We start from the raw sequence: 12,169 nt of genomic DNA on the forward strand, positions 1-12,169 counted from the left end.
TGTTCCCACCCCGCCATTCCCGGCAACCCGGGGTATCCCACGCAGAGCACCCTCGTTACGTTGCCCCCGGTTGGTGATCAACATTGACCGCGCGAGCCGGTGACGGGGGAGTGCTCATGACGGTGCGGTTTCGTGGTGTCGTGGTGGGTGTCGCACTGGGCACCGCGGCGCTCGGCGCGTTCGTCGCACCAGCGGCCTCCGCCGAACCGGAACCGGCTGGGTGGGCCCCCGCGGACACGGCCGTGATCCACCCCGGCGTCGTCACCGACACCATCGGCGGCGGGGCCTGTACCAGCAACTTCGTCTTCGCCACCGGCGACAGGACGTTCCTCGGCCAGGCCGCGCACTGCGCCGGCACCGGCGAGGCCACGGAGACGAACGGGTGCGACTCCGGCAGCCTCCCGCTCGGCACGCCCGTCACGATCGAGGCGGCGGACGGCTCCGACCGCAGCGGGACGCTCGCGTACAGCTCCTGGGTCACGATGCAGGAGAACGGGGAGACCGACCCCGACATCTGCGCCTACAACGACTTCGCGCTGGTCGAGATCGCGCCGGAGGACGTGACGGATGTCAACCCGAGCATTCCCTTCTTCGGCGGACCCACCGGGATGGACACGGACGGACTCAACACCGGTGAGCAGGTTTTCAGCTACGGAAACTCACCCTTGCGGGGCGGAATCAGCGCGCTGAGCCCGAAAGCCGGGATCGGCGCCACCGAAGCCGGGGGTGGCCGGAGCCACCAGGTCTACACGCTCACACCTGGAGTCCCCGGTGACTCCGGCAGTGCCTTCGTCGACGAACAGGGCGACGCCGTCGGCATCCTGTCGACCCTCAACCTCGCCCCGCTGCCCGTCAGCAACGGAGTGAGCGACCTCGCCGGCGCGCTCGGGTACGCCAACGCCAATGGTGGTCTCGGCGACGTCCAGCTCGTGCTCGGCACGGAGCCGTTCAACACCGCCCGCGTGCCGGCCCGCGAGCTGGCCACGCCCGCCGGGCCGCCGGTGAACTGAGCAGCTGGTTCAGGCGTACACGGCGGGGTCGAGCGTGCCGATGAAAGGAAGATCGCGGTAGCGCTCGGCGTAGTCGAGGCCGTAGCCCACGACGAACTCGTTGGGGATGTCGAAGCCCACGTACTTCACCGGGACGTCGACCTTCACCGCGTCCGGCTTGCGCAGGAGCGTGCACACCTGCAGCGAGGCGGGCTGGCGCGACTCCAGGTTCTTGAGCAGCCAGGACAGCGTCAGCCCCGAGTCGATGATGTCCTCGACGATCAGCACGTTGCGCCCCGCGATGTCCCGGTCGAGGTCCTTGAGGATGCGTACCACCCCGGAGGACGACGTGGCCGAGCCGTAGGACGTGACGGCCATGAACTCGAGCTGCACCGGGAGCGGGAGCGCCCTGGCGAGGTCGGTCATGAACATGACGGCGCCCTTCAGGACCCCGACGAGCAGGAGGTCCGACTCCGCCTCCTCGGCCGCGTAGTCGGCCCCGATCTGGGCCGCCAGCTCCGCGATCTTGTCGCGGATCGCCTGTTCGGTGACCAGGGTCGTGGCGATATCGCCGTCGTACACGCGGACGTCCTCCTGCGGGTATCGGTGAAGATCAGCCGGAATGCCAGCGAACCGGGCGCAGGAAGAGCCTGCCACGCTCCCGCACCAGCTCCAACCCACCGGGAAGGGCCACACCGCCACGATCCGGACCCTGACCTGCGAGGAGATCAGCGGCACGCAGCTGCGTATCGGTGAGGGTCGTCACCGACGAGCCCAGCAGCCACGATCGCAGCACCCGCCTGCGCAGTGCGGGCGCCGCCGTGATCAGCGGTTCGACGCGCAGCGCGTCGCCATCCCTGATCTCGGCGAGCAACGCGGCTGCGAGCGCGTCCAACGTGTCGACGTCCTCGCGGAGTTGGGCCGCGGTGCGCGCGAGCGCGGCGGCCACACCCCCTGAGAGCACCTCCTCCAGCAGTGGCAGCACCTCGTGCCGCAGCCGTACCCGCGTGAACCTCGGGTCGACGTTGTGCGGGTCCTCCCACACCGGGAGGCCCCACGCCGCGCAGGCCGCCGCCGTGACGGACCGGCGCACCCCGAGGAACGGGCGCAACCACGGCGCGTCCCACTCCCGCATGCCGGCCAGCGACCGCGGCCCCGATCCCCGACCCAACCCGAGCAGCACGGTCTCGGCCTGGTCGTCGAGCGTGTGCCCGAGCAGGACCGGCGCGTCCGGGTGCGGGCGGGCGGCGCGGAGCGCGAGGTAGCGGGCCCGGCGCGCCGCCGCCTCCATGCCGCCGGGGCCGTCCACACGCACGCGGTGCACCGACGCGATGGCCCCCATGCCGATCAGCCGATCCGCGGTCGTGGCCGCCAGCTCCGCCGAGCCTTCCTGCAAGCCGTGATCGACGACGGCGGCGTGCACGTCCCGCTCGTCCCGGACGGCCAGCGTGGCAGCGGCGAGTGCGAGCGAGTCGGCGCCACCGGAGCACGCCACCAGTAGCGGAGCGGTGCGGTACGGGGCAGGCAGCGCCGCGAGCGCGGTCCGGACAGCACGCCGGACCTCGGCCACCGCCGGGTCGACGCGCCGCTGTGCCCGCTCGGCCACCAGCCCCTCCTGCCCTCTCCGTCCGCCCCGCACCCGACGCTCCTGGGCGCGAGTCTGCCGGAAGCAGACAAAGCTGCCGTACCAACGGCGCGTTGGTCCGGCCCTATCGGGCGAGGGGCCCGCTCATCCCGCTGGCCACGACTCGCGAGGGGCTAGCCGTGGATGCGACGCAGCCAGGCACCCGGGTCGGCGAGCTCGGCGCGGGTCGGAAGGGTCTCCGGGCTCTCCCAGACCCGGTTGAAGCCGTCCATCCCGGCGGCGAGCACCACGTGGCGGGTGAAGGCGGAGCCGACCGCGTACTGGCGCACCTTCGCCTCCACACCGAGCACGGCGCGCAGCACCCGGTCCACGAGCCCCGTGCCGCGCCTGCGGGCGGTGAACCGGGAGCGGATGGTGGCCACGCTCGGCACCACGCCGGGGCCTGCGGCGTCCATGACGTGGTCGGCGTGCCCCTCGAGCAACGTGGTGAGGGCGAGCAGCCGGTCGAGCACCGCCCGCTGCTCGGGCCCCTGCAGGAGCTCCACGATCGCCAGCGAGTCGCCGCCCGAGGAACGCACGGCGCGCAGGACCTCGGGCAGCCGGTCCAGCAGCACGATGCGGTCGTTGCTCTGCGTGATCGTGAGGAAGCGGGCGACCTCGGCGGCGAAGTACGAGCGCAACCACGGCACGGCGGTGAACTGGAGCCGGTGGGTGGCCTCGTGCAGGCAGACCCAGAGCCCGAAGTCGGTGGCCGGCACGTCCAGTGCGCGCTGCGCGGCATGCACGTTCGGCGCCACCAGCAGCAGCCGCCCGTCGCCCATGGGGCCGCCGAACGGGTCGTACTGGCCGAGGACCCGGCCTCCCAGGTACGCGACGACGCCGCCGACCTGCAGACCCGCGGTGCGGGCCGTCAGGGCTCGGGCGGCACGGGACACGGCGGGCAGTTGCGCGTCGGCGGTGAGGGCAGACATGCCGTGTACGGCTGCCGCGGCCCACGCCGGTCGGTCCACGACGTCGGCGGGCAGCAGCGGCAGGCCCTCGCCGAGGCCGGTGATCTCCCGGACGTGCCCCTCTGCGACCGCCGCATCCGACCGCAGCCGCGTGACGAGCTCCCTGGCCTCCTGCGGGGTGGCATCCGGGCCGGGCTGCATGAGCCGGGTGGCGGTGCGCCGGGCCAGCTCCCAGTCCACGGGGAGGCCGCGCTCGGTGGAGCCGGCCGGACCGGGCAGCGATTGGTCTGGCTGAAGGGCATCGGTCACGTGCGGCACATCGCCCACGCTACGCAACGGACGCCCGGTACGCCCTTCTCGGCGACACCGAGTACCGACCCGCAGGAGAGCCTGCGGCTGCGCTCAACGGCAGCCGCAGCGGCTCAGCTGCGCAGCCATGGCGTCGAGCTTCGGTCGCATGGTGGCGGGGCTCACGCCGTTGGACATCAGCACGAAGACCAGCAGCCTCCCGTCGGTGTCGGAGACGACACCCGCGAGGCTGGCGACGGCGGTGAGTGTGCCCGTCTTGGCCCGCACCACCCCACGGCCCGGCCCGGAGACCCCGGTGCGGCCGAACCGGCCCACGAGGGTGCCGTCGGCGCCGGCGACCGGCAGCCCCGTGATGATGGGGCGCAGGAACTCGGTGTCGTCCGGACCGATGGCCGGCGCGGCGGCAGCGCTGAGCAGCTGCCCGAGCAGGCGGGCAGGCACGAGGTCCTCGGTGGACAGCCCGCTCCCGTCGTGCATGACGGCGCCGGTCGGGTCGAAGCCTGCCTGGGCGAGCGCGGCGGCGGTCTGCTGGACGCCGCCGGTGAACGTCGGTTCGCCGTGGCGGGCGATCGCGATCTCCCTCGAGAAGATCTCGGCGAGCACGTTGTCGGAGTCGCGCAGCATCTGCTCCACGAGCACCGCGACGGGAGCCGATCGCACCGCGGCGACGGACCTCGCGCCCGACGCGGCCGCGCCCTCTGCGACGTCGGAGGAATCGACGCCCAGGTCCTGCGCCAGCGCCCGGCCGGCAGCCATCGCGGGGTCGGGGACGCGGGGCCCTTCGGGCAGCTTCGGATTGATCCGGCCACCGTCGACCATGAGCGGCTCGATCGGGGTGATGAAGCCGGCCGCCACGTCCGCGGGGTCCCAGCCCTCGGCCATCGTCGGTCCCTGGTAGCGGCTCGTGTCGACGAGCACCTGGGTGATCGGGCCGGGCACCGCCTTCTTGACCGCGGCGGCGAGATCGGACATCCGCGGGGCGTCCGGGTACACGCTCTCCTGGCCAGGGGGCAGGGTGGTGAGGGTGGGATCTCCACCGCCGACGAGCACCACGGTGCCGGGCTGCGGCCCCTGCACCACGCGCGTGACGAACCTGTCGGTGGGGTTGAACGTGAGCAGTGCGGCGGCCGCGGTGAGCAGCTTGCCCGTGGAGCCCGGGGTCAGCGTGACCTCCGGAGTGTGCTGCCAGATGGTCTTCCCGGTGGCCGGATCGACGACGATGCCGGTGAACTTCCCCGGCAGGGCTTCGGCCGCGCCGTCCAGCACCGCAGCCACCCCGGCTGCGGAGGGCCGGGGCGCGTCGCCCTGGAGCGGCTGGAGCATCGGCAGCGGCGAGGACGGCAGGACGGTCTCGGTCTGCGAGAGGCCGAGCCGGTGCACGAGAATGGGGCCGGTGAGCGCAACAGCGCTGCCGGACGCGGCGAGAACGGCCAGCACCACGAGAACTATCAAGCCGCGTCGCGCACCGCTACCGGACACACGCAGTCTGTCACCGATCCGCCGCCCGAAGCCCATGCCGCTCCTTCCCCCTCGCAGTGGCACAACAGCACAGGTCGGCCGGTCACGAGTGGGCCGACGCGGTCCCCCACACTAGAGGCAGGCGCCGGAGCCGGTCGCCCGACCGGCATCGGCTCCGTCAATGCCCGCTTCTGAACAGCAGGAGAGTGCTGTGGACTTCGATGTAACGATTGAGATCCCCAAGGGGGGTCGCAACAAGTACGAGGTGGACCACCGGACCGGACGGATCCGGCTGGACCGCACCCTCTTCACCGCCACTCAGTACCCCGCCGACTACGGGTTCATCGAGGACAGCCTCGGCGAGGACGGCGATCCGCTCGACGCGTTGGTGCTGGTACAGGAGCCGACCTTCCCTGGTTGCCTGATCCGGGCGCGCGCCATCGGCATGTTCCGGATGAAGGACGAGAAGGGCGGGGACGACAAAGTCCTCTGCGTCCCGAGCGACGACCCGCGCCAGGAGCACCTGCGCGACATCCACCACCTGCCCGAGTTCGACCGGGCGGAGATCCAGCACTTCTTCGAGATCTACAAGACGCTGGAGCCGGGCAAGAGCGTCGAGGGCGCCACCTGGGTGGGCCGGGCCGACGCCGAGCGGGAGATCAAGACCTCATGGCAGCGGGCGAAGGACGCCGCCGCCGAGCACGAGAACGGGCACTGACCAACTCCCCGATCGAGGCGGCCGCTCCCCTGCCCGGTCTCGGGCATCGCCGCCCGTTGTTCAGTGCCGGTCCCTCGCTGCGCGCCCGGCGTCCGGAACCGCGGCCTCCGCGGGGAGGACGACGGGCGTAGCCGAAGGCCCCAAGGCGGCCACGGGAGGCACCTCCTCACTGCGCCGGGCATCGATGCCCGACTGAGTGCGCAACGGCACCTCCTTGAGCGTGACCACGGCGACGAGGCCGATCACGAGAACCACCGAGGCCGCGACGAACACCACGCTCATGGACTCCGCGAATCCGTCGAGGATCGGCCGGCTCACCACGGGGTCGGCCGACGAGAGGAACGACGAGTCGTCGAGCGACAGTCCGGCACGGCCCGCCACCGCGTCGAGAATCGGCGCGTTCGCCGGGTTGGCGACAACCTCGGGATCAGCGACGGCTCCACTGAACTGCGGAGTGGCGGACGCGGCCCGGAGGTTGTCCGCCACCCGGCCGCCGAGCTGGGCGAACAGGACGGAGAGGAACACCGCCGTGCCCAGCGTGCCGCCCATCTGCCGGAAGAAGGTGGCCGAGGCGGTGGCGACGCCCATGTCCTGCGGCGGCATCGCGTTCTGCACGGCCAGGGTGAGCGGCTGCATGACCGCGCCGAGCCCCCAGCCGAACACCAGCATGACCACCGCCGTGCGCCAGTAGGGCGTCGCGACGTCCACTCGCGAGAGCAGTGCGGATCCGACGATCATCAGCGAGATGCCGATGACCGGCCACACCTTGTACCGGCCGGTGCGCGAGATGAACTGGCCGGAGAACACCGACATCGACATGATGCCGAGCACGAGCGGCAGGGTCTGCAGACCGGCCTGGGTCGGCGACGATCCCTTGACGATCTGCAGATACAAGGGCAGGACCGCGAGCACACCGAACATGCCCGTGCCGGCGATGAACGAGGCCACGACGCCCGATCGGAACACGCCGTCGCGGAAGAACCGCAGCGGCAGCAGCGCGTCGTCGTCCATCCATCGCTCGATCACCACGAACGCGCCGAGCCCGGCCACGCCGATCACGAGGCAGGTCAGCGCGGGCAGCGACGCCCATCCCCACGACCGGCCCTGCTCGGCGACGATCAGCAGCGGGACGAGCCCGACGGTGAGCGCGAGCGCGCCCGGCCAGTCGATGCGGTGTTCCCGCGGGGTGTGCGGGACGTTCAGCACCTTCGTCACGACGATCAGCGCGACGATGCCGAGCGGGACGTTGATCAGGAAGACCCACCGCCACCCGGTGATGCCCAGGATCTCCGGTTGCCCCGCGAGGAACCCCCCGGCCACCGGCCCGAGCACGCTGGACGTGCCGAAGACGCCCACGAACCAGCCCTGGTAGCGGGCCCGTTCCCGGGGCGCCACGATGTCGCCGATGATCGTCAGAGCCAGCGAGAACAACCCGCCGGCCCCGAGCCCCTGTATCCCGCGGAAAGCCGCGAGCTGGAACATCGATGTGGCGAAGGTGCACGCCACCGAGCCGACGACGAAGATCGAGATCGCGGTGAGGAACAGCGGCTTGCGTCCGAGGAGATCCGAGAGCTTGCCGTAGAGCGGCGTGGTGATCGTGGCCGTGATCAGGTACGCGGTGGTGGCCCAGGCCTGCAGGCTGAGCCCGTCGAGGTCGTCGGAGATCGTCCTGATCGCCGTGGCCACGATCGTCTGGTCGAGCGCAGCGAGGAACATCCCGAGCATCAGCCCGGCGAAGATCGTCAGGATCTGCCGATGGGTGAGCACGCCCCCGTCCAGGGCGGCGGACCGAGCGCCTGCCGGATCAGCTGGGGGCTCGGTCATGCGGGCCTCTCAGGAGCGCACGGCCGCTGCATCGATCGTGGCGGCGGCGGCCTCGGCCGACCGGAGCATCGAGTTCTCGAAGTCGCTGGTGAACCGCGCCAGTAGCTCGGCGAGCGCGTGCCGGTCGTCCGGGGACCAGCCCGCGAGCATCTCGACGATCCGCTCGTTGCGCAGACGCCGGTTCTCCTCGAACACCCGTCGGCCCTCGTCGGTGGCAGCCAGCAGCGTCGCTCGCCCGTCCACCGGATCGGCGGTGCGCTCGACCAGTCCGAGACGCACCAGGTGGCCGATCTGGCGGCTGATGGTGGACGGGTCGGAGTGCACCGCCTCCGCGAGCGACCCGGCGCGGCGCGGCCCGTCGTTCACGAGGTGGACGAGCAGGTGATATGTGGCCCGCTCCACCGCGTCCGGGTGCTCGGCCTGGTACTGCACCTGCTTGCGCTCTATCAGCCGGACCAGCCGAATGAGCTGGCTGCCGACCTCGTCGGCGATGACGAGCTCGTCGTCGAACGGCACGGCTGGGCCCCCTGAGGAGATTGTCGGCTTGCATGTGTCACGCAACAGCTTGACTCATGCAAGGATGTACCGGCCGTCCGGCTTCGGCAACCTGCACACGTGTGACGTGGGCCGTGCCGCGAGAAGACGCGACCTCAGGCGACGCGCTCGAACACCGCGGCCAGGCCCTGGCCCCCGCCGATGCACATCGTCTCGAGGCCGTAACGGACCTCGCGACGGGTCATCTCCCGCGTGAGCGTGGCGAGGATCCGGCCACCGGTGGCGCCCACCGGGTGGCCGAGCGAGATTCCCGAGCCGTTGACGTTGAGCCGATCGAAGTCCTCCGGCGCGAGCTTCCACTCACGGGTGACCGCCAGCACCTGAGCGGCGAACGCCTCGTTCAGCTCGATCAGGTCCATGTCGGCCAGCGTGAGCTCCGCCGCATCCATCGCCTTCGCGACGGCCGGAACGGGCCCGATCCCCATCGTGGCGGGCGGCACCCCGCCCACACCCCACGAGACCAGCCGCACCAGCGGCCGCAGGCCGAGCTCCTCCGCCTTCGCCGGGTGCGTGACCACGCAGATGGACGCGCCGTCGTTCTGTCCACTGGCGTTGCCCGCGGTGACGGTGGCCTCGGGGTCGTCGCGGCCGAGCACCGGGCGCAGCGTCGCCAGCTTCTCCACCGAGGAGTCCGGACGGATGTGCTCGTCGGTGTCCACCACGGTGTCGCCCTTTCGACCCTTCACCGTGACCGGGACGATCTCGTCGGCGAAGCGCCCGGCCTCACGCGCGGCGGCGGCGCGGTGGTGCGAGCGGACGGCGAACTCGTCCTGCTCCTCACGCGGGATGGAGTACTCGCGGCGCAGGTTCTCCGCGGTCTCGAGCATGCCGCCGGGCACCGGGAAGTTGATCCCGCCGGCCGTGACCCGGCCGCGGGCGAGCGAGTCGTGCAGCATCACGCCTGGTCCGCCCCTCGCGCCCCAGCGCATGGACGTGGAATAGAACGACGCTCCGGACATCGACTCCGCGCCGCCGGCCAGCACCACCTCCGACGCACCGGACTGCACCTGCATCGCCGCGTACAGCACGGCCTGCAGCCCGGAGCCGCAGCGCCGGTCGACCTGCAGCCCCGTGACGGTGACGGGCAGGCCGGCGTCCAGCGCGGCGACCCGGCCGATCGCCGGGGCGTCCATCGTGGGGTAGCAGTGCCCGAGCAGGACGTCGTCCACGGCGTCCGGTGGGAGTCCGGTGCGATCCAGCAGGCCCCGGATCACGGTGGCCGCCAGCTCGTGGGCGGGCACGTCCCGCAACGAGCCGCCGAAGCCGCCCACCGGTGTCCGCAGCGGCTCGCAGATGACCGCTTCTCGCATCAGGTCGTCTCCCTCGTCGTCCTGTCGTACCGCTTGACTGCTCTCGTCGATCGAGTCCTACACGTACTGGCGGGTCAACCATTCGGCCACGAGCGCGGGCCGCTCGGACCCCTCGATCTCCACCGTGACCTTGTTGGTGAGCTGGACCCCTCCGGCCACGTCGGCGACATCGATCAGCTCGATGCTCCCCCGGACCTTGCTCCCGACGGGCACCGGCGAGGTGAACCTCACCTTGTTCAGGCCGTAGTTGATGCCCATCTTCGTGTTCTCGATCCGATAGATCTGCGAGACGAGCACGGGCAGGAGCGAGAGCGTGAGGAAGCCGTGCGCGATCGTGGTGCCGAACTGGCCGGCCTTCGCGCGCTCCTCGTCGACGTGAATCCACTGGTGGTCGCCGGTCGCGTCGGCGAAGGTGTTGATCTGGGTCTGGTCGATCGTGACCCAGTCGCTCACCCCGAGCTGGGTGCCCACCGACGCGCGCAGCTCGTCGACACCGTTGAAGACTCGCATCGTCACTCCTGATCTCCTACTCCGCTGATCCACCGTGGCACAGGGGGATCTCGACCGCCGATTCACCCTGCCACACCCGGCTGGGTGGTTCGCCCTGCTCGGAGCGGGTACGCGCCTATAAGTCGGCATCATCGGCAGGGACGGGATGTGATGGGGACCGCAACGGAGAGGACGACGCCCCGGCGACCCGATGGTGCGTGGCACGAGGCCGTGCCGTACTCCTCCGCTGCCCACCTCATCGAAAGGCTGGCTCCACGGGTCGCGGCCGCCTTGTCGGCGGGGGATCCGGTCGTCGCCGTGCTGGACGAGCCCACCGGCGTGCGTCTGCGCCGCGCCCTCGGGGGCGACTCGGCCGAGGTGGACTTCCAAGACCCGTTCGAGGTGCACCGGATGCCGGCCTTCACTGTGGCTGTGCGGTGGGCCAGGACGAGCAGGCGGATCACCAACCCGGGCGGTCGTGCGCTGGTCGTGAGCCAGCAGCTGGAAGTCGACCGCGGACCTCACCATTGGGCGCGGTTGGACATCGGGGTGAACGTGGCCACCGCCGGGCTGCCGATCACGGTGTTGTGCCCCGTCGATCACGACGTCGCGGACCTGCCCACGGTGGAGGCCACCCACCCGCTCCTCGCCACGGCCAACGGTCCCGAGCCCAGCAAGAGCTATCGGCAACCGGAGGAGTCGGTGATGGACTACCCGCCGCCACCACCGCCGGATCTCGGTCCGCCGGTCGCGGAGCTCCCCTTCGGCCAGGACGACCTGATCGATCTGCGCCACCTGGTCCTCCGGGTCGCCGAGACGGCCGGACTCGACGCCGACCGGGGCACCGACCTCGTGCTCGCCGTGAACGAACTGGCCTCGAACAGCGTGGAGCACGGGCCGGGCCGGGGCCGGCTGCGGATGTGGGACGAGCCCGATGTCGTCGCCGAGGTCGCCGACCACGGCCGGATGAGCGTGCCGTTCCCGGGCATGTCGCTCCCGCCCCCGGAGGGCGCCCGCGGCCGTGGCCTCTGGCTCGCCTCGGAGCTGACCGACACGCTCGAGGCGTGGAGCGAGCCCGGCAACACCGTCATCCGGGTGCAGATGCGCTTCTGACGAGCCCGGATCACGAAGCCGCGGCGAACCGGGCAGAACGTCGACGTACGGGGCCGTGAGGTTCACCATGTCGAGGTGGACACGGTTGCGCGCTTCGCCGAGCTGGTCGGCCGGCCCGACCCGCCGTTGGACCGTGCCGCGCTCGCCCTGGCCGCAGGTGCGGACGCCGACCTGGACACCGGACGCTGGCTGCGCGAGCTGGACCGCCTCGCCGAGGGCGTCACCTCGCTCGACGGGCTCGTGGACCGGTTGTTCGTCCAGGAGGGGTTTGCCGGCAACGTCGGCGACTACCACGATCCGCGCAACTCGCTGCTCCACAACGTCCTCGAGCGCAGGCTGGGCATACCGATCACGCTGGCCGTGGTCACGATCGAGGTCGGCAGGCGGGCCGGGATCGAGCTGGAAGGCGTGGGTATGCCCGGGCACTTCCTCGTGCGGGCGGTCGACTCGCAGGTCCTCCTCGACGTGTTCCACGGTGGTGTCGAGCTCGACGACGCCGCGGCCGAGGCCCTGTTCCGCACGGCGTCGGGGGCTGGCCCCGAGGTGCCGTTCGGGCCGCACCTGCTGGCCAGCGCCGCGACGCCGTCGATCCTGCTGCGGATGCTCGAGAACCTCCGCCTGGTCTACCGGGCCCGGCGACGTCCGGACGACCTGGAATGGGTGGTGCGGATGCGGCTCGCCCTCCCCGGCGCCGGGCTCCCCGACCTGCTCGAGCTGGCAGGCGCGCTGGGCGACCAGGCCCGCTGGATCGACGGGGCCCGTGTGCTGGAGGAACAGCTTCCGGAGTCACCGCCGGAGCGGGCCGAGCTGCTGCGCACCGCGGCCCGTGCCCTGCGCGCCCGCCTGAACTGAGCCGACGGTCCTGATCG

At 71.5% G+C, this 12,169-nt stretch carries 12 protein-coding genes; 4 read left to right on the plus strand and 8 right to left on the minus strand.

Going from position 1 to position 12,169, the window contains the following annotated elements:
- Positions 1-116: 116 nt before the first annotated feature.
- Positions 117-1,010 carry a serine protease gene (locus ABD743_RS06620; protein ID WP_344719868.1) on the plus strand — a complete coding sequence of 298 codons (894 nt, stop codon included), beginning with the start codon at positions 117-119 and terminating at the stop codon, positions 1,008-1,010.
- Between the two features lie 9 nt (positions 1,011-1,019).
- Here the strand turns inward: ABD743_RS06620 and hpt are convergent, their stop codons facing one another.
- The 4 genes from hpt to dacB all read right to left on the minus strand — a co-directional run bounded on the left by hpt (position 1,020) and on the right by dacB (position 5,348).
- Entirely contained in the window at positions 1,020-1,571 is a 552-nt protein-coding gene (gene hpt / locus ABD743_RS06625) for a hypoxanthine phosphoribosyltransferase (protein WP_344719870.1), read from the minus strand.
- 31 nt (positions 1,572-1,602) lie between these two features.
- Positions 1,603-2,595, minus strand: a complete 993-nt coding sequence (gene tilS / locus ABD743_RS06630) for a tRNA lysidine(34) synthetase TilS (protein ID WP_379659027.1) — start codon at positions 2,593-2,595, stop codon at positions 1,603-1,605.
- A 152-nt stretch (positions 2,596-2,747) separates the two neighbouring features.
- Positions 2,748-3,833 carry a zinc-dependent metalloprotease gene (locus ABD743_RS06635; RefSeq protein ID WP_379658991.1) on the minus strand — a complete coding sequence of 362 codons (1,086 nt, stop codon included), beginning with the start codon at positions 3,831-3,833 and terminating at the stop codon, positions 2,748-2,750.
- 93 nt (positions 3,834-3,926) lie between these two features.
- Positions 3,927-5,348: a D-alanyl-D-alanine carboxypeptidase/D-alanyl-D-alanine endopeptidase gene (dacB, locus tag ABD743_RS06640; RefSeq protein ID WP_344719872.1), complete on the minus strand. Its 1,422-nt coding sequence runs from the start codon at positions 5,346-5,348 to the stop codon at positions 3,927-3,929.
- Between the two features lie 154 nt (positions 5,349-5,502).
- Between dacB and ABD743_RS06645 the strand changes: the two genes are divergently transcribed.
- Entirely contained in the window at positions 5,503-6,009 is a 507-nt protein-coding gene (locus tag ABD743_RS06645; RefSeq protein WP_344719874.1) for an inorganic diphosphatase, read from the plus strand.
- Positions 6,010-6,069: 60 nt separating this feature from the next.
- On the opposite strand, the gene ABD743_RS06650 is transcribed toward ABD743_RS06645, so the two are convergent.
- From ABD743_RS06650 to ABD743_RS06665, 4 genes are all read right to left on the minus strand, one after another.
- Positions 6,070-7,833: an MDR family MFS transporter gene (locus tag ABD743_RS06650; RefSeq protein ID WP_344719876.1), complete on the minus strand. Its 1,764-nt coding sequence runs from the start codon at positions 7,831-7,833 to the stop codon at positions 6,070-6,072.
- Between the two features lie 9 nt (positions 7,834-7,842).
- Complete coding sequence (locus tag ABD743_RS06655) at positions 7,843-8,349, minus strand: MarR family winged helix-turn-helix transcriptional regulator (protein WP_344719878.1); 507 nt, start codon at positions 8,347-8,349, stop codon at positions 7,843-7,845.
- Between the two features lie 134 nt (positions 8,350-8,483).
- Positions 8,484-9,698 (minus strand): acetyl-CoA C-acetyltransferase, encoded by a 1,215-nt coding sequence (locus ABD743_RS06660; RefSeq protein ID WP_344719880.1) that lies wholly within the window; start codon positions 9,696-9,698, stop codon positions 8,484-8,486.
- Between the two features lie 57 nt (positions 9,699-9,755).
- Complete coding sequence (locus tag ABD743_RS06665) at positions 9,756-10,208, minus strand: MaoC family dehydratase (protein ID WP_241036859.1); 453 nt, start codon at positions 10,206-10,208, stop codon at positions 9,756-9,758.
- A 150-nt stretch (positions 10,209-10,358) separates the two neighbouring features.
- On the opposite strand from ABD743_RS06665, the gene ABD743_RS06670 reads away from it, so the two are divergent.
- Both ABD743_RS06670 and ABD743_RS06675 read left to right on the plus strand, forming a co-directional pair.
- Entirely contained in the window at positions 10,359-11,300 is a 942-nt protein-coding gene (locus ABD743_RS06670; RefSeq protein ID WP_344719882.1) for an ATP-binding protein, read from the plus strand.
- 75 nt (positions 11,301-11,375) lie between these two features.
- On the plus strand, positions 11,376-12,152 hold the full coding sequence (locus tag ABD743_RS06675) for a transglutaminase family protein (RefSeq protein WP_344719884.1): 777 nt from the start codon (positions 11,376-11,378) through the stop codon (positions 12,150-12,152).
- Positions 12,153-12,169: the final 17 nt, after the last annotated feature.

This window comes from Pseudonocardia yunnanensis (assembly GCF_039534065.1).
GTDB lineage: Bacteria > Actinomycetota > Actinomycetes > Mycobacteriales > Pseudonocardiaceae > Pseudonocardia > Pseudonocardia yunnanensis.